The following is a 19,884-nucleotide window of genomic DNA, read 5'->3' as shown; positions in this document are numbered from 1 at the left end:
GCGGGCACGAGCCCGTCGATGGTCACGTCGATGACACGGGGCACCGGCGCCACCACCGTGACGACGGCCCCGGCCGGCGCGAGCACGTCGATGTGCTCGGCCACCCGCTGCACGTTCGCGGCATCGGGAATGCCGTCCTCGAAGAGGTCGTGCATCAGCGGGAAAACGCGCACCGTGCCCGGACCTGACCAGCGCCGCTCGACGAAGACGCCCGTGACGCCGGCCACCTCGCCCGCCCACATCACATAATCCGCCGCCGCCCCCCCCTGTGGCGGGTTGCGCTTGCGGAAGAGGATGCGCCCGCGGAAGGTACCGAGGTCAGACGTGAACGGGTCGCCATCCAGCTCCACGTCGGCGCCGCCGACGAGACCGGCGGCGCCCACCGCGATCGTCGCCGTCCCGATGAGGCCGGACACGGCCGAAAGCGTGGTGCCCGGCAGCGTCATCGTCGCCTTGCCTGTGCCTGTCGAGGCGATGTCGAGCGTCAGCGTCCCGGCCGACGGCAGGCTGTCGCCGGCCACGACACGGAACTGCACCCCGTCGCCCCGGCGCAGGATGGCGCCCGGATCGACCGTCAATGCCGCAGGTGCGGTGAACACGGCCTGTCCCTGCGATGGCGTAGCCGGTCGGCGGGCAAGCCCCAGCTCGGCACCATGCATGTCGAGGTTTTCGCCCTCCGCCGTCAGCGCGAATTTCTGTTTCGCGATGTAGTCGGCGAAACCGAACACCTCGTGCGTCAGACCGCCCATGACCTTGGCGGACGGGCCGATGTTGTTGGGCCACAGCCAGGCATCCGAGCCGGGCAGAGCCCCGCGGAAGGCACGGCGCGCCCGCTCGACGAGATCGGGGAGTGAGGGGATGGCGAAGGTCATCTCAGCATCTGGCTCCAGACGATCTCGAAGCGCCGGTCGTATATTTTCTGGCCGTCAGCCCCGTAGAGCCGCACCATCAGGTCGAGCCGGTTGTCCGGCGCCCGGGCGCTCGCCTCCACGTCGATGCGCGAGGCCGCCCCCTGGCGCAGCAACGGCATGAGCGCCTCCTCGGCCATGGCCTTGGCCCAGCGCGGCACATCCTCGGTGAGCGCCGCCCGCTCCAGCAGCCACAGCAGGGAGCCCAGCGGCTCCTCGCCGAGGTCGGCGCGCACGTCGACGCCGTCGCCCCACCAGCCGCGGGGGTCGGCGTCGGCATATTTCCGCAGCGGGTGGTCATCGCGCACCCGCCGGTCGGTGAAGAGCGCCAGCACCACCGCCGTCTCCAGCGCCGAGCGGGCACGAAGGCCGCCGACGTTGAGGGCGTCGCCATCGGCCAAGGCCCAGTCGGCCTGGTGCGTCGCGCCGTCCCAGACGCTGTCCCACAACAGGAAAGGCTGCGCCTCCTGCCCTTCGGCAGTGCGGATAAGGATGTCCATGACCGTTCCTGATCAGGCCGCAGGTTGGCCGGTGTTGCCCAGGCCCGGCTGCACGTTGGTGTGGACGTGCGTCTCGCCGATGTTGCGGCCGTTGTGCCGCAGGGCCGGCGACTGGATGTCCGTGCCGCCGGCGGAAATGGTCATCCGCGAGCCGCCAGCCTCGAGGGTGATCTCGGGCGCGCTCACGACCACCTTCTGCGCGTGCACGACGCGGACCTCTTGCTCGACCAGCGAGACGATGCTGCCGAACTGGTCATAGATGGCCGTCGCACCTCCCGGCAGGCTGCGCGGCCGATAGGCCTCGTGCTCCACGCCGATGACCATCGCGCGGTCGGACCGGCCGCCCAGCGAGAGGAGAACGCCGACGGAATCAGCCGGCGGGTTCGACGTGAAGCCGTAGGGCTGCACCCGCGGCACCTTCCGCGGGCTGTCGCCCTTGAGCCCGGCGAGGCCCATCATCTGCTGTCCGCCGCTGTCGTCGAGCGAGACGAGCTTCGCCCGGCGGATCATGGCGCGCACCGCGTCGTCGAGGTGATAGACGTCACTCATCGGTCGCCTCGTCGTCGCTCTGCTCCCACGCGTCGCCGGACTTGTTGCCCTTGTTCTTCTTCCCTCCGTAGGAGCGCGGGTCGACGAGACCGAGCTTGGCCTCGCTGCCGCCTACGCCGTCCTGCACGAAGTCGACGGTCTCGATGAGCATTTCCTGCCGGATCTGCAGGAACTCGCTTTCGGCCCACACCAGCCAGCCCGGCCGCCAGATGGCGCCTCGCTCATCGCGAAAACCCTGAACGGTGACGGTCGCCGACAGGGCCCTACCCGCCGCCTTGTCGCGCCGGTTCCGCGCCGTCTTGCGGGCCCGGGCCGGCGTGGTGTCGTCCTGCTCCACGATGATGACGGGGCGATAGCGGCCGACGCCGGCATCACGGGCGATGGCCTCCACCTCGAGGCTGTCCGGCCCGCTGCCGACGGCGCGCTGCCCCTTCACCACATACTTGCTGTGGCGGTTGGACCAGTTGTGGTCGGCCTCGCCGCTCTTCAGGTTCTGCCCTTCGACGATGCCGCCCGCGTGCCGCTTGCTGCCGGCCTTCGGCATGCGGATGCTGCCGTCGGCCTCACCCATCAGGGTGTAGCCCTGCTGCCGGGCCATCTTCTCCACGGCCCGGAACACGGATTCGCCCGGCGTGATCTGGTAGTCGATCGGCTCCATCTCGCCGTCGGCGGCGAAGGTGACGCCGAAGGGCGCCCCGAGTTCGTTCGCGATTTCCACCGGCGTCTTCTGCTCGAAGCTGCCCGTGTCGTGCTCCGCTGAGGAATCGATGATGTCGGCCGACTTAGACCGGCCCTCGATCGCGACGCGCGCGTCCTCGGCGTCGATGCGCGGCCGGTAGCGGTCGACATGGCCGACGAGCAGCAGGTCGTCATTGGCATAGATGGATACCTTTGCCCCGGCGCGGAACGTCCAGGCCGTCGCCGTGGCCCCCAGTTCGGCCGCCACCTCGAGGCGAAACGACCGCGCCGCCTCCTTCATGGAGGCGCGCACCTGCATGCGCAAGAAGGCTGTGAAGCGTTGCCCGCCGACGACGACGGTGACGATCTCCTCTCCCATGGTCGGCTGGCCTCAATTCCCGAGCGCCTCGAAACGCTCGGGCATGAAGGATGGATGGACGACGCGGTTGCGCCGCACGAGGTCGTCGGCTCGGTTCGGGTCGCCGTACAGCCGCCAGGCGTGCCACAGCGACGGCAGTGCCCGCGGCACCGTGACGGTGACGATGGGCGCAATGTCCGCGATCTGGCGCGACAGCAGGTCGACGGCGCGCCCGCTCATATCCTCGCTGGCGAGGTAGAGCGCGGCATAGGCCGCGCCCGTCATGCCCGCCTGCTCGCGCGCGATGAGTTCGGCGAGCTCCCCGCGCGCCGTGATCGCATCCCGCCGCCCGTCGAACTGCCGGCGGGTGGTGGCCTCGACCATGGCCGCCAGAGCGGCGAGGCGCAGCACGAGGCCCGTGATACTGCGGTTCTGGGCCGCGGCCCGCTCCCCGTCCGTGCGCGCCGGCTCCACGAAGGGACGAATCGCGACGATCTCGCGAAAGGCGCCGACGGCGGCATCGGCCGGCAGGCCGTCGCCCAGGTTCCGCGCGATGGCGAAGATCCGCTCGGCCACCTCCGGCGCCGCGCCGGCCGCCCGGATGATGAGGGCCGGCGCCTCGTCGTGCAGGGCCGCGATCGCATCGCGCGCCCCGGCGCTCACCTCCGGGTCGACGGGCTGCGACGTGCGCACCACCTCGAGCGTCGCCGCCGCGTCCTGTGCCGCATCGACCGCCGCGGCCACCGCATAGTCGGGCCGCCGGCGCACGTCCGTCAGCTCCGCATAGGCGCCACCGATGATGCCGGCGAGCGCGTCGACCGCGTTGAAGACCTGTTGCGCCAGAAAGGCGACGCTCGCGATGGCAACGGTCGCCCCTTCGCGCACGAAATCGAGTTCGTAGGCGACATAGCCGGCCCGATCCCGCTCGCGCGAGCGGCGAAAGTCGACGCAGCGGGCCGTCAGTGGCCCATGCATGGGCAGGACGAGGACCGCCGGGCCGCGGGCGCGGCTGGCACTTGCGAGCGCCGCTGCCTCCGCATCGGCCGCGTCCGAGGCGAGATAGGCCGTCACCGAGAAAATGGCCGCCTTCTCGCCCAGGTCCTCGTGAAACGGCTCGTCGCGCATGGGAAACTCATGCGTGACGATGCGCCGCCCGCCCCTCTCCTCGTCGACCTCGACCCAGAAGGGCACGCCACGAAACGAGGCGTGGAACAGCGTGCGCGACCAGTCCCTCATCGCTTAGTTGCTCCTCACGACAGAGCGAGCTTCCGAAGGTCTCGCAATAGGCCAGCAGGAAATCGTCGGGGATGCCGTGATCCCCGATCCGGAACGCCAGAACCTCCGCCATTATCGCGTGCTCGGCCGCATTGCGCGGGCGCGACCGCACGATGGTGGCCGCATTTCAAGTCCGCTCCATCGACATGACCGAGGACAGCTTCACGTTCCTTGTCATGGCTTCATCAGATGCGCCCCCTGGGTGGCTTGCCGACCGGCCATCCTCGTCTAATCTCCCCCTTTCCAACCGGGGGATTGACCATGAAGCTCAACTTTCGCGGCACTTTTCCACTTTTCCTACTGATCGTTTTCAACGCGGGAGCGATCTTTTTCCTTACGGGTGAAAGCTTCTCTGTTTGGAGCTACAGAGGTCGCGAGGCCGGCACCTTTTCTATGGCAGAAGCCGCGTATCTCGGCGCTCAATGGTCTAGGATTACCGCAGGCTGGGCGGCAGTCGCCGCGATCAACATCATGATCGGCCTTGGCGTAATTATTCAGCGGCTGCGAGATCTCGGCCATGTACTTGCCGACACTTCGAAACAGCAGATCGATGCCACACGAGCAATCGCAGGAAATGGCGGTTAGCCGCCCGCATCCGGCGACGACAAGCCCGTTGAGCCCGGCCCGACCGGGCTCATCTGCGGCGAAAGGCGGATGTGCCCGACCTCCTCGCGGATGACCTGCCGCACCTGCGCCCGGAAGAGATCGGTGTTGAGCGTAAGCTCGATTTCGTTGACGACGCGCGCATGCCCTTCGAGCTCGGCCTTGATCGGCCCGCCATCGCCGATGAGGGGCACGCCCATCTTCGCGCCGAAGGCGCCGAAGCCCGGTCCCTCCATCGTGCTGGCACCGGAAAGCCCATCCATGCCGGGCCCGGCGCCGATGGCTTTCGCTCCCTTCCAGCCCTTGCCTTGCGCCGAAGCACCGAAGGGCTGCCAGAAGCCGAGGCTCATGCCACGCTGTGCCATCCACACTGCCTGCAAGCGCTCCAGTTCGCGCTGCAGGTCGTAGATGCGGCGGTTCTCCTCCTCCCCCATGGCGGAAGAGAAGGCGGCGAGCCGCTTGTCGCCGAGCGATGAGCGGCCATAGAGCAGCTCATCGAGCATGTCCTCGCGCGCCTTGTCGGACCGCCCCTCCGCACTGCGCCGGCCTTCCCGCAGTGCCGCATCGACGCTGAGCGACTGCTCGTAGGCTTCGACGAGGCCGGCGAGCCCGCGGCTGAAGTCGATGCCCGTCTTGGCGAGGATCCAGGCGTCGAAGGCGGCGCCCTTCTGCGTCTCTTCCTCGATCCACTTCTTCGTGCCGCGTGCGTCTCCCGAAGCGTCGGCATCGGCCGCCGCGATCTGCCGGCGCTTTTCGAGGATGTTCTCGACCTTTTCCAGCCCGCTGCCGAGTTCCTCAATGCTCTCAGCCAGGCCCTGCAGCAGGCTGCCCACACCCATGCTGACGGCCCCGGAACCGACGGCATTGACGAACCGATCCCATGAGTTGGACAGCGTCTGGAGCTTCGCCTGGGTGTCGCCCAGAACCATGTTGAGGTCGCGCTCGACCGTCCCGCTCGCCTGGCCGATGGTGCTGGCGAGCTTCTGCCACTCGCCGCGCATCGACAGGAGCGCTCGCATGCCGCGTGCGAACTCCATGTCGTTGATGACCTTGGGCAACTGCGACAGGTCGCCCTTGATCGCCTTCCACGTCGCTTCCTCGAAGACCTCGATGAGGTTGCGCCCCTCCTTGCGTCCCTTCTTGAGCGCCGCCTCGAGGTTCACGCCCATCTTCGCAAAGCGCTTGCGCGTCTCCTCCGAAGACATCTTCTGGAGGATGTTGTTCATGGAGGTCGCCGCCTCCTCAGCGGAGCCGGCGCCCTTGCGCAGGATCTGCAGCATGGCGACGAGATCGGACAGTCCCTTCGTCCCCTCCATCCCGAGGGCCTTCGCTGCCGGCGCGAGCGACGGCAGGTAGCGGGCCATGTCCTTCAGTTCGAACTGCCCGGCCTTGCCGCCCTCAGCCATGATGTCGAAGGCCTTCTGCATCTCGGTCGCGCCGATCTGCAGGTGGGTGCCGACAGCGTCGGCCGAGCGGGCGATGTCATCCACCTCGGCACCGGCCGCCTGCGCCGTCTTCGCGACGGACGGCAGGATCGCGCGAATCTCCTGCATGGACCGGCCTTGTGCGGCGAGCGCGTCGGCACCGGCCACGATCTGGTCCATGGGCATCGCGAGTTCGCCCGCCATGCGGCGGGCCTCGCCCGTGAACTGCTGCATGTCCTCGCGCGAGGCGTCCGCTGTGATGCCGACGCGGGTCATCCTCCGCTCGAGCTCGGCAAAGCTACGCACGGCACGGGTCGTGCCATAAGCGAGCGCGGCCGGGCCGAGCACGCGACCGGCAGCGATCATCCCTGCGGTCATGGTCCTGGCCGCACGATCGTGCATCGTCATCGAGCGGCTGACGCTCCTCGCCGAGCGGTCGAGGCCGGCGAGCTTGCGCGAGACGGACGCAAAGGCGGCACCGGTGCGGTCCGACGCCGTGATGATGGCGCCGGCCTCGAGCGTGCGGGCCCTCGTCATGGTTCACTTCCCCTTGCGGCGCTTGTGCCAGTCGACGGCCCGGGAGCCCCACGCGCAGATCTCGTCGAGCGTCAGGCGCTGGACGGTCCCGACGTCCCAGCCGAGCCCGAAGACGAGGCTGTCAGCGACGGCGGCGACGCCTCGGGTTCGCGAAAAAAATCGAGGACGGCATCCCTCACCTTGCGCGCATCGGCGAGGCCGAGGAGCCCGAGCGCGTGCACCTTGTCCTGGTCGATCAAGAGGCGCTGCGCATATTCGCGCACGGTCTGGTAGTCGACGTTCCGGAAGTAGATGCCGCTCTTGGCGTAGCCCTCGGCATAGGGCTCGCCGAGGTCCATAAACTCGGCGAAGGTCGGCGCCCGCAGGGCGATCTCGTGCACCTGCTGGTCGTGCCAAAGCACGGGTTCCGCTAGCGCGATGGTGGTCGTCTTGCTCATCGGTCAGGCCCGCGACTTTCGATAGCTGCGGGCGAGGCCCTGGATTCCCGTCACCTCGCCGGTGCCCCGGTCGACGTTCGGGCGGCCGGTGAAGAGCGCGCCGGTCCAGGTGTGCACCGTGCCCGTGTGGTCTTCGATGCACGAGACGTTGAAGGGGCCATTGCGCATGATGGCGTCCCAGTCCACGTCCGCCGCATCCTCGAAGGTCGGCTCGAAGCCGTAGCCGGACGGCTTGTGCGAGGCTGACACGCTGTTGTCCTGGTTGACGATGCCCTCGACTTCGGTGTTCGAGGGCGTCGTCTTGATGGCGGCGCGCAGGATGAGGGGCGCGCCGTTGAAGGTGAAACGCATTTCGCCGCCGAAGCTGGCCATGGCGCCGGTCTCCCGTTGCGGATTGTGGAAGGGTGTGACCGGCCCCGCAGGGCCGGCCCGTCAGCGCCCGGTCAGGTGCGGACGTACTGCTGATAGATCGTCGCGTTGGCCGCGAGGACGTCGAGCGGGTTCACCCGGTCGAGCGGGGCGAACACGTCGATCCGGTTGGGGTTCTGCGCATTCCGCCGCACGTCGAGGCGCTGCACGAACTCCGGCACGTTCTCGAAGACGCCGCGCAGCACCAGCGCCTCGTAGGCGTGGATGAACGAGCCCTTGATGTCCTTCGGCGTCGTGATGGCCGCGAGGTTACCGGGGTTGTCGTCGGCGAGCGCCTTCTGCCCCTGCTCGTCGGCAAGCACGGTGCGGATGTAGGACAGGCCGCCCGACACCTGGAACAGCGCCTGGATGTCGCGGAAGGTCGAATCCGGCTGCCCGCTCGGCCCGAGGCGATACATCGTCACCAGCTTGTCGATCGCAACCTTGCCGTCGGCCGTGACCTTCCAACTGGAAATGCCGGACTTGTTCAGCGTGTTGCGGGCAGAGTAGCCCCACCAGGTGCTGCGGTCGCGCGGCGGGGCAAGGCCTTCGACGACAAGCCCCGTCTGGTTCCGCGAGACATTGCCGGTGACCGTGTCCGACAGCCACGGAATCACGCGGGCGGCAAAGCCGGCCGCCCAGAGCCACGGCGCGTGGGGCGTGCCCGGCAGGCGCGGGATCGTGGTCGCATGTCGATCATTGCGGCCGAGCCCGAGCGTCGTTTGCGCCGCCGTGTTGCCGGTGTTGCAGCAGGTCGCATGACCATAGCTCTGCCGCATCCACGACCACCGGCCCGAAACATCGGACAGCGCAGCCTGGTAGGCATCAAGCGAGGTCGTGTCGGCCCACGGCGAGACGATCATGTCCGCCGGCTCATCGCCGAGGGCGGCGAGAGCGGCGGCGAGAGACGGCGTGCCGGCGCCGGCCGTGCCGGTCGCGACAGTGAGCGCCCCGGACGTGGCGAACCAGTTGCCCGAGATGTTCGTCGGCACGAAGAAGTCTTCCTCGGCCATGATCGCGCCCTTGTGGCGCGAGGTGACGGTGACGACCTCGGCCGCCGCGGCCGCGGTCACCGTCAGCATGGCGCCTGTGAGATCGTCGAAATAGCCGTTGATCGCCGCCGCGAGGGCCGTCGCCACGTCCGCTGCCGCATCCCCCGGCGCGATTGTCACCGACAGGCGCTCGCCGCTGATGTCGATGACGCCGAGGCCGCCCGCCGTCGGCGGCGTGCCCACCGTCAGCGTCCAGGTCGGCGCCGTTCCTGTCTCCGGCACCGGCACCATCCAGATTTCCTGAGCCGGGGCGTTGCGGGCGGAGATGCGATACATCTCGCGTAGCATGGAGCCGGGCCCCGCGAGCGCGTCGGCTTCCGACAGCGACGTGACAACCGACGGCGTATTGTCGGCGAGCGTCCCCGCGCTCGTCTTGTGGCCAACGAGGATGAGACGCGAGACGCTGTCGTGCCAGCCCGCGCTGTTGACCTCGAAGGCGAAGAGCGGCGCGACGAGCCCCGAGCCGGGGATATTGTTGAATCCGATGCTCATGGCAGTTCCTCAGCGCTTGGTCTTTGCAGTGGAGGCGTTGGGGCTGGCGGGCACCTTCTCGGCGCCCTCCTCCGGTGGGCTCACCTCGACCACCGAGCCGTCGGCGAGGCAGGCCATCCAGAAGGGATCGTCGGCATCGACCGTCATTCCCGCCGACGGGAATAGGCGGAAATCGCGGTCGGGCATGGGAAGCTTGCTCGCCGGATCGGCGAGACGCGCGAAGATGCGGCGGGCCATGGTTGTTCCTCAGGTTGCGCCGGTCACGTGGGCGCGGACGTCGTGGTCCTCGGCGGTCGGCATGCGGCCGATGCCGGCGAAGATGTCGATGGCCTCGAGCGGCACGAGGCCGGGCGGAGCCGGCACCAGGCCGGCGACGCGGTCGCAGATGTCGCGACCGTAGCTGCCCACCGGCAGGGCTTCCGCCACCGTGCGCAGCGGCTCGGGCAGCGTCGGCTCTGCGCCGGGCGCCGGCCATTCCGTCGCCCGCACCTGCACGGTGAAGGAGATGGTCCGAAAGGCGAGCCGCGTCGTCTTCTCGGCATCGCGCAGCGGCACCGATTCGATCGCCCGTACTTCCATGGCGATGCGTCGATAGAGCTCCGCCGACGGGGCCATGGAGCGTCGGTCAAGGGCGTAGCGCACCTGCGCCTCGAGCACGTCGAGGAGCGCCTCGTGCTCCGGATCCGTCGGTCCGACGTCGGCGACGCCGACCGTGCCGGTGCCGCCGTCCGGCAGGTCGATGACCACCGTTCCGCGCGCGGCGATGAGGGCCTCGACCACCAGCGTGACGATGGTCTCTTCGGGCCGGTGCCGGCCGGAACCCCACGGCGTGCCCTTGTCCTCCTCCGTGTAGACGAGGAGAATCGGGCGCGGCTTGTCCGGCACGAGCTGGTCGATGGGCACCTGCCGGCTGTCGTAGACGAGCCGGCCCGCCAGCGTCGGATAGGGGCCCGCCTCCTCACTCGCCGCCGGGCAAAGCGCCTCGACGGCGGCAAGCCGCAGGGCAAGACGATGCAGGCTCATGGATCGACCTCACCGGATCAGGCGGTTTTCAGAACCCGGCACTGCAGGCGGCCCATGCCGTCGGGCGGCGCATTGGCGATGCGCCACGTGACGCCGTCGGCGAGCCGCACGAGCAGGTCGCCCTCGCGCACGTCGAGCGGTGGCTCCGCCTGGTTGCGCGGATCGATCTCGACGATCGGGTCGCCCGTGACCACCCCTGGCCGCTTGTCCGTGCGCTGGTCATATGCGTCCGGAGCCGAGACGGTGGTGGGCGCATCCCGATAGATGCCCACCACCTCACGCTCGGCCCTGTCCGGATCGGGCGCCGGCGCGCTGTTGACGCCGGCACGCCGCAGCGGCACGAGCCGCCACCGCTCGCCGTAGACGCCCTGCTGCACCCGCTCGGCGGCGGCATCGAGCCGCGCGAAGAGCGAGCCCATGGCGTCAGACGCCCGCCTGCCGCAACAGCACGTTGCCGGCGGTATCCGCCGAAGCGGCGGCCGCGGCAGCATAGCCGATGAACGTGTTGTCGGTCGCCGTGACCGTCACGTACTTGCTGGTGTCGTTCCAGTAGAGCTTGGCGCCCTCGGTCCAGGCGGAGCCCGTCGCCTTCGGCAGGCGAATGACGCCTTCGGTCTGGCCCTCGAAGGACTTGCCCTCACCCGTCGAAAACAGCGCCACGACGAAGAGCGAGCCGATGAGGTAGCCATTGCCACCGACGACGCCGCCGGCAGGAGCGGTCAGGGGAATGGTATCCCCGTGCTGAACATAGTTCTTCATGATGCCCTCGATTGATCTGCGCAGGTGGGATGGCCGGCCGGCGTCTGCCGGCCGGATGCGCGAGGGGCCGGCTTAGCCGGCCGCACCGGGGTTGCGATAAGCGCCGCGGAAGTCGATGGCGCCACAGCCGAAGTCATGCTCCAGCGAGATGCCGACGCCCGAGACGCCGAACGGGTTCTCGATGCGCATGCGCGGCGCCGTGTAGCCTTCCAGCAGCCCCCATTGGAAGACAGGCAGCGCCGACGGTTCGGCATAGAGCTCCCAGGCGTTGCCGGAGACCTGCGCCGTCGCCACCACCTCGAGGCGACCCGAGAAGGGGTTCACGTTCCCCGCCTGCTGCGGCTGGATCGACGAGGTGACCTGCTCGGCCTCGGTTTCCTTGTCCGGACCGACAAGAAGGATCCGCGGGGCGACGTTGATCGGCGCGCCGCTCATGTTCTTCTGTTTGCGCATCGCCGCCCGGGCCTTTCCGAGATTGGCGACGTCGATGACGGTGCCCGCCCCGGCGAGGTTGCCGTGATCGGCGTGGAAGACCGTCTTGTTGTCCTCCTTCAGCGTCGGGCCGAGGCCGGACGCCACACCCTTCATGGCGTAGAAGGTCTGCTCCTCGAAGAGAGCAACCGTGTCGCCATAAGAGCCGAGCACCTGGTCGATCGCGCCGAGGTGGTCGTTCACCAGCATCTGGCGGGTGAGCGCGAACTGCACCGCATAGGGCGCGACAACCACCGTCTCCTTCGCCTCGCCGAATGTGCCGAACTTGATCTTTCCGCCCTCGCCGACCGGCTGCAGCATCGGGAAGTCACCGACCCGCACCACGTCGTGGGGGCGGAAGTCGACGAAATTGCGCTGCACCGAGATGCGCCGGTAGGTCGGCTGCGCCTGGATATAGCGTGCCTGCAGCACGCGATTGATGGACCCCTCGAAGATGATCGGGAAATCCGTCGTCGTGTGGAAGGCGCGGCGCAGCACCTCCTCGCGTTCGGCGAAGGAGCGCGGCATGGAGCGCTCGCCCAGAACTTCGGCGGCCATCTCCGCAAGGCCATGGCGCGCGAAGGATTGCGCCGGCCCCGAGAGGGCGCGGACGACCTCGAGGCGTCCCTCGTCGTTCCGGCGCACGGCGGCGACACCGCCAATGCGGAACGAGAGCGCCTCGGAGAGGGCGGCACGGCGCGTCTCGGTCTCGTCGCGCTCGACGCGCACCGAGGAGGTCGCGCTCGACGACGCCCGGGCCGCCATATGGTCGAAAGCCCTGCGGCGGAACTCCTCCACCGTCTGCCCGGACCGCACTGCGCCGTCGATATCCTCGCGGGCCATGCCTGCGCGCGTGCCGAGGTCCATGATCTCGGCCGAGCGCGCGCGTTCCGCGGCCAGGTCCGGAGCAGGCGCAGGCGTCGGCGAGCGGGCGGCGTCAGCCCGCTCCATGGTGGCGATCTCGCCATTCACGCGCTCGAGCTCGCGCAGCAGCTCCCCGTGCTCGCCCTCAATGCGCCGGGCGTCGTCCGTCGGCGTGTCGTCCTTCACTTCGGCGATCTTGGCAGCCGCCCGCGCAGTCAGGTCATCGCGCTGCGCGCGAAGGGCAAGAAGCGCCGGATTGGCAAGCGCCATCGCGTCCTGCAGCCAGGACACAGCGGCATGGCCGTCGATGCCGGACTGGACCGGAACAATGGCGGCGAAGGCTTCCGGCGAAAACGCCGAGAGGGCAAGACTGGTGATCACGGCGCATGCGATGAGCACTGCCGCGAGTTTGATGGTCTTCATTGACCGTCTCCTCAGGGTTTGATCATCCGGGGGCAATGCGCCGTAGACCCTGCCGCCCCGGCGGCGGGCAGGTAGCGAACTGGTGGTCTCAGGCGATGCCGAGGCCGGCCGCCCGCATCCGCATGCGGGTGGCAATCGACGCGGTTCCGATGGTCGCGGCACGCGTTTCGAAGGTGCAGTCGAAGGAGCCGCGATCCTCGCTGCGCACCCGCGCATTCGGATCGGCGCCAATGGTCACGCTGGAGATCTCATAAGGCTCCCAGTCGACCGCCCGCCGCACCAGGCGGTTGTCTGCGTCCCGCTCCTGCTCGAAGCGATGCACCCGGTAGCCGACCGAGACATTCTTGCGGATGCCGTCGTCGATCAGCGCGAAGGTCCGGTCCGCATCGGCATCAATGCCCGCCTTCGGGAATCGGATGAGCGCGCGGCCTTGACTGCCGTCGAGCCAGGCCCGCTCGACAACTCCCATGCCGCGCCAGTGCTCGCTGAGGAACGGCGCCGCGCCGCTCGCCAGGCGCTCCATGCGAATGGCATTGGGGCTGACAACCAGTTCCTCGACGAACAGCTCGTCGGTCCAGAAATCCCGACGCAGGACCGGTGCACCGGTGGTCCAGATGACCTCGAAAGTGCGCCGGCCTCCGTCGATGCTTGTGACACCGGCCTCGCGCACAAGAAGGGGGATGGAGCGATTCTCCACCCCTATCGGCTTTTGGTGCTTCATGGTGCTCAGCCTTCGTCCTCGCGCCGCCCCTCGGGCTCGCTCGCCTGCGCTGCGCCGGTTTGCGTGGTGCGGCGCGGATCCGTATCGAGGATCACGCCCATCTCGTCCGCGGACTTCCAGAAGTCGGCAGTCGCCTGCAGGACCTCGTCAGGGTCGTTGCCCCAGGAGGCGATGAACTCCTGCGGCGTCATGCGCCCCGATCGCACGGCCAGGATATCGGCCTGCATGTCCTTGAGCGGATCGACCGGCTCGTTCGCCGGCATGATGTATTCCCGCGTGTAGGGTGCGACCCGCCGGCGCAGCTTGCCGGCCATAATCGCCGTCTCGAGGAAGCGCTCGACCACGGGTTCCATCAGCTTCGGCACGACGCACAGCCACTGCAGCTGTTCGACCAACCGCCGGTGCTCGATCCGGCCGGTCTTCATCGACGAGTAGTTCGCCCGCCGCAAATCCCCCGTCAGCTGGTCGTAAGTGATCATGCCGCCGGCCGCGATCCCCTGCAGGGCCGACAGGGCGATGGGTTCGAACTGGCTTGTGCTGGCCGGTGCGAAGGCCTGAACCGTCTCCCCATCGCGGAACCGCATTGTCATGCCGGGGCGAAGGCGATCAATCGGCTCCGGTGCCTCGCCCTGCGCTACTGTGCCGGGCAATCCGGTGCGCCCATCGGAGCTTGTGATGAGAAGCCCTATGCAGGCTTCCATCCGCGCCTTCACGACAACCGCGTCCATGAGATCCGCGAAGTCGCGCGCCGTCATCATCATGGGCGCCATCAGCGGCACACCGCGGACCTGCCCGGGCCGCAGGGCGCGGAAGAGATGGCAGAACTCCGACCGCGGAATGAAGCGCGACGGCGACAGCCCGCTTGCACCACCCACCGAGACGGCGGCCTCGCCGGGATGGCGGGGAAAAATATAGAACCCCTCCCGCGCGTCCCACTCACCGAGCACGACACCCAGTCTCACTCGCCGCTCGTCAACGAGGCCGTCGCGCGTCTCGTCGATAAAGTCGCCCTCGAGCACCTGCAGGCGGAGTGGCACACCCGGCGTGTCGAGCGGGCGAGGCACGAACCGCACCAGGCTGTCGCCGCCTTCGAGCATGGCCCGAACGGCGGCGAGCTGCTGCCCGGCGAAGTCAATCTCGCCCTCGACGTCCGAACGCTTGATCCACTCGTTCCAGAGCCGTTGCGCCGTCTTGTCCTTGAACTTGACGACGATGCCCGTGCCGACGACATGGGCGCAGAGCACGTCGAGCATGCGCTGCCCGATCCACGTGTTCCGCGACATGTCGCGGGAGCGATCGCGGAGCGGCTTCAGCGCGGTCGACAGAGCCGCATTGGCCGAATCGGCGCCGCGCTTGAAGCTTGCCCCGCGGCGGCCGCGGTTGGCCGCGTCGTAGGATCGCCAGGCGTCGATGGCCGCAAAGGTCCGCAGGCGCGCGGAAGCGGCCCCGGGCGCCACCCAGGCGAGAGCCTTGAGAATGCGGGACACGACGTTCTCCCGGTCAATCGCGCGAGTGTTCGGCGTAGGACACGATGCAGCGGTCTCGGCCTGCGAGCTCATCCTCCACCTTGGCGAGCATGGATTCGATCTCGGCCTGCGAGCGATAGGTGACTTCGCGACCGTCCGCGTAGCGGACCTTATGCGCCCCGGTCGCCAGAGCCCGGCGAAGCGTCACGGCATCTTCCTGTGTGAACATGGTCAGTCCAGCCAGTTGCTCAGATCGCGCCCGATCCAGTCGCCATCCCGAGCGGCGGGTTTCGTCACCTCAGCAGCGGGGCCGGGTGAGGCGTTCGGATTGTCTCGGGCCGGATCGGCCGCAGCCTCCTGCCGCGGCGTGAACAGGTCCGCCCGCGACAGCTCCTCAGGCAACCCTCGCCGCCGCGCGAGCGCCGCCCACTCTTCCGGGGTCGATGACGACAGGCCGAGATATTCGGCGAGCGCCAGGTTGTAGACCCGGCAGTCGAGCAGGTGATTGTTGCCCGTGTCGACCCAGCGTCGGCCGGCGACGCGTCCGCGAACGATCACGTCCTCGAGCCGCTCGTCGGTCAGCTGCTTGAAATAGGCCTCGTCGAGCCACGCGCCGAAGTGACAATAGCCCGGCGGATTGGCCGGCTGGTTGGACATGACGCCGAGCAACTGCAGGTCGGCATAGAACGAGCCCTTGAGGGGCCACGTGCCGACCGGCCAGAGCTTGGCGCCTTGCTTCACCTTCTGCCCGTCGAGGTCGATGTCGACGAGCCGCGGCGTGCCGATGGCCGGGTGCCCCCAGCCGTCCCGGCCATCGACCGCCAGGATGAGGTCGCGGCCCGTGTCCGGGTGCAGACGCTGGTTGTTCCGCACCCAGGAATAGACCACATGCGAGCGATAGCCGGCGTCGACCGCAAGCGCGTCGATGCGGCGAGGCCGGTCCCACGCATCTTGGAAGGTCCGGTCGATCGTCGCCGTCCGGAGCTTCTGGAAGGCCTCGCCCGTCGGCTGCGAGGTGTCGCCGTCGAGAAAGTCGACCTCGACGGTCCACGTCTGTCGGTCGGCGCCGACCGCGATGACCTCCAGCCAGATGCCGCGCATCTGCACGTCGGCGCCCGCGACGAGCAGGAGGCCGCCGGCCGGCACGCGCCCGCGCCGCACCTCCGGGTCGCGGCGGGCCATCAGCTTTTCATGGTCCGGGGCGTCGCCGCGGAACCGGAAAGGCCGGCCCAGCGTGAGGTTCGAGTAGTCCTTGCGGCCCCGCTCGCCACGCTTCTCGGCCTTGATCTTGTCCTCGGCGATCGCCTCGTAGCTCATCATCAGCGAGATGAAGGCGTCGATGTGGAAGCCGGGGTGCCGATCTGGCCCTTCAGCCGTCGGCCGCCAGTGGCAATCGCCCGACTTCAGCGCGGCGACCCGCTCCGTTTCTGTGATCCCGTGACCGCAGTGGTCGCACTGGTAAGCAGAGCGGTGCGGATGCTTCTCGTCGACCTGGAAGCGGTCCGGATTGTGCGTGAAGAACGATCCGCACTCCGGGCACGACAGGAAATAGAACCGCTGGTCCGACCGCTTGAAGGAGCGGTCGATGCGGCAATGACCCATCGCCTCGCCGAGCTCGTCGCCGGTGTCGATCTCCGGCGTCGAGATTTCGAGGATCTTGTAGCTTTTCGTCCGGCGGAACGCCGTGAAGCGCCCTTCGAACAGCGTTTCTGGATCGCCGAAGCCGGGGATGTCCTGCCACTTCGACAGTTCGTCCTTGATGCCCTTCTTCGCGGTCTTGGACGACAGGTCCATGACGGAATTGGCGTTGCCGAGCCACAGACGGCCGCCGGGAAACACCTTCTCGTAAGTCGTCGACCCGGCGCCCGAGCGCGACGTCTGCTCGGCGATGACGGTCCGCTTGATGTGCTTGTGCCAGGCCTTGATGAGGGGCCCGAGCTTCGCCGAGTTGAGGTCCCGCAGCATGTCGATGCCGGGCGCGACATAAAGCGTGTTCGCCGGCTCGCGGTCGGCGATGTAAAGGCACCAGCCGAGCGCCAGGATGGACGCGCCGGTCTGCTGCGACTTGCGCACCGTGACGAGGTTGCACGGGTGGTCGTCGCTGAGGCAGTCGGCGATCTCGCCGAGATAGGGCGCGCCCGCCAGCGTCCACAGCTCGCCGGCATTCGGCCCGTCGACGAGCACGAGGTTCTGGCTCATCCACCGCGACAGCGGCACCGGCTTCTGCGGCCGGATGGCGCGCGAAAACCCGCCGGCGACGAGCACCGCGGCGTCGGGATGTCCTGTCATGGCTCGGCCGGTTCGGGTTCCGTCTCGTCTTCGCTTCGCCTGGTCACGGCGACCTTGTCGAGTGCCTTGGCGATATCCTCGCGCATAGCGTTGGCGAGTTTCTTGAGGGCGACCCGCAGCCCGTGCGAGCCGTCCCGCGCGACCGCCGCGGCAAGATCGTCAGCCGACGACGGCAGGCGGTCGATGACGCTGGCGATAGCCGCCCCGCTCTCCGCGACGATGCTCTCGACGGCGGCGACGGGCACGAGCCTGCCCTTCATCTCCTCGAGCTCGATGCGGCGTCGCTCGGCCTCGTGCCAGGTCTTCTGGCGCAGGGCCTCGTCGTAGCTCTCGCTCGGCGGCGGCTGCGGCAATTCCTGCTGCCGCGGCGCCTGCGCCTTCGACGGATCCCCGTACCGGCCACGCAGGTGGTCGTATTCGGCCACGTTCAACGCGACCACCCGCCCCTGCCCGTCGCGCTCGACGGCAAGGCCGTGCCGCTCGACGAGGTCCTTGACCTTCTTCGAGACGGCCTGTTTCGACACCCCGTCCCGATCGGCGACCTGTTTCACCGTCCACATGACGGCGCGAGGCGCGTCAACCGGAGTTGTCGGCGTCGTCAACATCGTCAACCCTGATTTTTGACCTGACTTACTGGCAAAATCTCGCGGGCCGCGCCCCCGTGGCGCCCTCCCCGGGGGGAAGGACCCGTGAAACATCCGTCGTGAAACTTCGCGTCAGACCCCGTGGCGGGCCTTCACGCGGTCGATCTCGCGGCCGATCTCGTGCAGGGCCAGCGGCAGGATGACCTCGCCGACCTTGTCCGTGATGACCTTGGCCGCGTCCTTGTTGAACCCGACCTTGCGCTCGTCGAGCAGCGGGCGCGGCACGGACGGGCCGTAGAGCTGCTTAATCGCGTCCCGCTTGCCCTTCGGCGGCAGCATCTTTTTGCCATTGCGGGCGAAGACACCGATGTGACCGTTCGGCATCTTGGCGATGAACGCGCCGCGGTGCATGCCCCAGCGCCCTGCCACAACGCCGCTCGGCAACAGGAACGGCTTGCCGCCTGCCGCCAGCGCGTAGCGGAACAGGGTGAGGTAGCGCCCCGACACCGTCAGCGTCGCGGTCGGCCGCGCCGCCGAGGCGTTGAACACCACGGTCGCGCTGCGCACGTAGCCGTAGGGCAGTTGCGTGCTCTTGACGATGAAGCGCACCCACTGGGTGCGGGCCTGCGCCACGGCCTTATTGATGGCCCTGGCATAGGCGGCGTTCCGGCGCTCGACAGGCACGAGATCGCGGAAGGCGCGTTCGAGCTTGTCGAAGGTGTCGGTCACGCGGACGGTGACGCTCATCGCCGCAGCCTCGCTCGTGCCGCCGCCACCCGTTGCGCGAAGGCCGACGATGCGTCCTGCGCGGCGGACCGCACGACGCTGCGCACCTCGTCGAGGGCGCGGGCGCCATCGCCACGCACGAGCGCGGCGGCGGAGCGGCCAAGGGCGGCACGACGTTCGGCACAACCTCCGCACATGCCCGCCTCCAACGCAAAAACCCCGCGCGGGCGACCCGGCGGGGCTTCTTCGATTTCAAACCTTTTCGTGTGTGGTGACCATCGGCGAAATAAAGGTCGCGCGCAAGCCCCTTTTTCCTATCGCCGCGCCCGCCGCGGCCGCACCTCCTTGCCCTGCAACGGTTTCAGCATGCTTTGGAGGATGCGCGGCCCGGCCTCTCCCGCCTCCCACGGGCGCAGCGGGCGCGGCGAAGGCCGCACGTCGACTGATTCGAGCCGGCCCGAAAGCTCCTCGCTCAGCAGGTCGAGCGCCGCCCGCCACACCTCGTATTCCGCCCGCTCGACGAGGCCCGCGACCGGGTCCGGCACGAGGCGCGTCTTCTGATAGGCGCCGGGACGCGGCCGGCGGCGCGTATAGCTGTAGCCGTCCACCTCGACGATGCGCTGCACGCGCTCGCCGCTGACGGTCTCTTCCCAGATCACGTCCCGCATGAACCACGCCGGCTGGCCGGTCTTGCCACGGCGCACCACCTCGACGGCCGGCGCCTCCATCTCCCAGTCCGGGCACCCGCCGAGAATGGCGTGCTTCTCGACGAGGCGGCGCGGCGTGCGGCGCAGGCGGCGGCGGTCCTGGGCGTCGATGACGGTGACGCTGGCAATGGCGCGGGCGACCGCCTCCCGCCCGAGGTCGCCGAGGTCGCCGAGGTCCGCCATCGGGTTCCAGTCCTTGGGCAGGTCGATGACGAGTTCGTCGAGCGCCCGCACCCGCTCGAAGACGATGAGGGCGTCGTCGTGCGGCCCGCCGGTGGAGAGGAGGTCCGGCACGACGCCGAAGCCGTTGTCGTCGATGACCGTCAGCAACTCGACGAAGGTCTCGACGCTGTCCCACCCGGCGCTCATGCCGCGCGAGAGGCCGGCCCGCACCGGCGCCGCCTTCGGCAGCTCATCCCGATAGGTCCACCGCAGCACCGCCTCGATATCCATCACCCGCTTCACCGTCATCGCCGCGTCCCCTTGTCCAACCTGTCCAACCTTCCGAAACTGAAAAACGAAGGTTGGACAGCCGTAAGCCTTTGTTTCCGCTCGTTTTGTCCAACCTGTCCAACCTGTCCAACCTCAAGGGCCGAATTTGCCGGGCGAGAGCGGGACCGTTCGGCGCGA

General features: G+C 68.6%; 22 protein-coding genes. 1 reads left to right on the top strand and 21 read right to left on the bottom strand.

What is annotated here, in order from left to right; all coding sequences use genetic code 11:
* From ASC46_RS17765 to ASC46_RS17745, 5 genes are all read right to left on the bottom strand, one after another.
* Nucleotides 1-872, bottom strand: an 872-nt coding sequence (locus ASC46_RS17765; RefSeq protein ID WP_055460641.1) for a baseplate J/gp47 family protein, incomplete at its 3' end; no start/stop codon positions are given.
* The gene (locus tag ASC46_RS17760; RefSeq protein ID WP_055460640.1) at nt 869-1,408 is read right to left on the bottom strand and encodes a phage GP46 family protein; all 540 of its coding nucleotides are present in this window, start codon (nt 1,406-1,408) and stop codon (nt 869-871) included. The genes ASC46_RS17765 and ASC46_RS17760, both read right to left, overlap by 4 nt.
* Nucleotides 1,409-1,420: 12 nt before the next feature.
* Nucleotides 1,421-1,957 (bottom strand): phage baseplate assembly protein V, encoded by a 537-nt coding sequence (locus tag ASC46_RS17755; RefSeq protein WP_055460639.1) that lies wholly within the window; start codon nt 1,955-1,957, stop codon nt 1,421-1,423.
* The gene (locus ASC46_RS17750; RefSeq protein WP_055460638.1) at nt 1,950-3,014 is read right to left on the bottom strand and encodes a phage baseplate assembly protein; all 1,065 of its coding nucleotides are present in this window, start codon (nt 3,012-3,014) and stop codon (nt 1,950-1,952) included. The genes ASC46_RS17755 and ASC46_RS17750 overlap by 8 nt, the downstream gene beginning before the upstream one ends.
* 12 nt (nt 3,015-3,026) lie before the next feature.
* Nucleotides 3,027-4,229: a DNA circularization N-terminal domain-containing protein gene (locus tag ASC46_RS17745; RefSeq protein WP_055460637.1), complete on the bottom strand. Its 1,203-nt coding sequence runs from the start codon at nt 4,227-4,229 to the stop codon at nt 3,027-3,029.
* 300 nt (nt 4,230-4,529) lie between these two features.
* On the opposite strand from ASC46_RS17745, the gene ASC46_RS21360 reads away from it, so the two are divergent.
* Nucleotides 4,530-4,853: a hypothetical protein gene (locus ASC46_RS21360; protein ID WP_141659714.1), complete on the top strand. Its 324-nt coding sequence runs from the start codon at nt 4,530-4,532 to the stop codon at nt 4,851-4,853.
* Here the strand turns inward: ASC46_RS21360 and ASC46_RS17740 are convergent.
* The 16 genes from ASC46_RS17740 to ASC46_RS17660 all read right to left on the bottom strand — a co-directional run bounded on the left by ASC46_RS17740 (nt 4,850) and on the right by ASC46_RS17660 (nt 19,725).
* On the bottom strand, nt 4,850-6,832 hold the full coding sequence (locus tag ASC46_RS17740) for a phage tail tape measure protein (RefSeq protein WP_055460636.1): 1,983 nt from the start codon (nt 6,830-6,832) through the stop codon (nt 4,850-4,852). The genes ASC46_RS21360 and ASC46_RS17740 overlap by 4 nt on opposite strands.
* Nucleotides 6,833-6,903: 71 nt before the next feature.
* Nucleotides 6,904-7,269, bottom strand: a complete 366-nt coding sequence (locus tag ASC46_RS17735) for a hypothetical protein (protein WP_055460635.1) — start codon at nt 7,267-7,269, stop codon at nt 6,904-6,906.
* 3 nt (nt 7,270-7,272) lie between these two features.
* Nucleotides 7,273-7,641, bottom strand: coding sequence for a phage tail tube protein (locus tag ASC46_RS17730; protein ID WP_055460634.1), 369 nt, complete (start codon nt 7,639-7,641; stop codon nt 7,273-7,275).
* Nucleotides 7,642-7,712: 71 nt separating this feature from the next.
* Nucleotides 7,713-9,221 (bottom strand): phage tail sheath subtilisin-like domain-containing protein, encoded by a 1,509-nt coding sequence (locus ASC46_RS17725; protein WP_055460633.1) that lies wholly within the window; start codon nt 9,219-9,221, stop codon nt 7,713-7,715.
* Nucleotides 9,222-9,230: 9 nt separating this feature from the next.
* Nucleotides 9,231-9,458, bottom strand: coding sequence for a DUF2635 domain-containing protein (locus ASC46_RS17720; RefSeq protein WP_055460632.1), 228 nt, complete (start codon nt 9,456-9,458; stop codon nt 9,231-9,233).
* Nucleotides 9,459-9,467: 9 nt separating this feature from the next.
* Nucleotides 9,468-10,244: a hypothetical protein gene (locus ASC46_RS17715; RefSeq protein ID WP_055460631.1), complete on the bottom strand. Its 777-nt coding sequence runs from the start codon at nt 10,242-10,244 to the stop codon at nt 9,468-9,470.
* A gap of 17 nt (nt 10,245-10,261) precedes the next feature.
* Entirely contained in the window at nt 10,262-10,663 is a 402-nt protein-coding gene (locus ASC46_RS17710; RefSeq protein ID WP_055460630.1) for a hypothetical protein, read from the bottom strand.
* A 4-nt stretch (nt 10,664-10,667) separates the two neighbouring features.
* Nucleotides 10,668-11,003 carry a DUF2190 family protein gene (locus ASC46_RS17705; protein WP_055460629.1) on the bottom strand — a complete coding sequence of 112 codons (336 nt, stop codon included), beginning with the start codon at nt 11,001-11,003 and terminating at the stop codon, nt 10,668-10,670.
* Nucleotides 11,004-11,075: 72 nt separating this feature from the next.
* Entirely contained in the window at nt 11,076-12,761 is a 1,686-nt protein-coding gene (locus tag ASC46_RS17700; protein ID WP_055460628.1) for a phage major capsid protein, read from the bottom strand.
* Nucleotides 12,762-12,849: 88 nt separating this feature from the next.
* Nucleotides 12,850-13,482 carry an HK97 family phage prohead protease gene (locus ASC46_RS21355; protein ID WP_141659713.1) on the bottom strand — a complete coding sequence of 211 codons (633 nt, stop codon included), beginning with the start codon at nt 13,480-13,482 and terminating at the stop codon, nt 12,850-12,852.
* A 5-nt stretch (nt 13,483-13,487) separates the two neighbouring features.
* Nucleotides 13,488-14,969, bottom strand: coding sequence for a phage portal protein (locus ASC46_RS17690; RefSeq protein WP_055460626.1), 1,482 nt, complete (start codon nt 14,967-14,969; stop codon nt 13,488-13,490).
* A 13-nt stretch (nt 14,970-14,982) separates the two neighbouring features.
* On the bottom strand, nt 14,983-15,177 hold the full coding sequence (locus ASC46_RS17685; protein WP_055460625.1) for a phage head-tail joining protein: 195 nt from the start codon (nt 15,175-15,177) through the stop codon (nt 14,983-14,985).
* A 2-nt stretch (nt 15,178-15,179) separates the two neighbouring features.
* Nucleotides 15,180-17,237 (bottom strand): terminase gpA endonuclease subunit, encoded by a 2,058-nt coding sequence (locus ASC46_RS17680; RefSeq protein ID WP_072249560.1) that lies wholly within the window; start codon nt 17,235-17,237, stop codon nt 15,180-15,182.
* Nucleotides 17,234-17,788, bottom strand: a complete 555-nt coding sequence (locus ASC46_RS17675) for an ArsR family transcriptional regulator (protein WP_210166012.1) — start codon at nt 17,786-17,788, stop codon at nt 17,234-17,236. Before ASC46_RS17675 ends, ASC46_RS17680 begins: the two co-directional genes overlap by 4 nt.
* A 165-nt stretch (nt 17,789-17,953) precedes the next feature.
* Nucleotides 17,954-18,568, bottom strand: coding sequence for a phage tail protein (locus ASC46_RS17670; protein WP_055460623.1), 615 nt, complete (start codon nt 18,566-18,568; stop codon nt 17,954-17,956).
* Nucleotides 18,569-18,861: 293 nt separating this feature from the next.
* The gene (locus tag ASC46_RS17660; protein WP_055460621.1) at nt 18,862-19,725 is read right to left on the bottom strand and encodes a hypothetical protein; all 864 of its coding nucleotides are present in this window, start codon (nt 19,723-19,725) and stop codon (nt 18,862-18,864) included.
* Nucleotides 19,726-19,884 lie beyond the last annotated feature (159 nt).

Source organism: Chelatococcus sambhunathii, from assembly GCF_001418005.1.
In the GTDB taxonomy this organism is placed as follows: domain Bacteria; phylum Pseudomonadota; class Alphaproteobacteria; order Rhizobiales; family Beijerinckiaceae; genus Chelatococcus_A; species Chelatococcus_A sambhunathii.
This window is presented reverse-complemented; position numbering and strand designations above follow the sequence as displayed.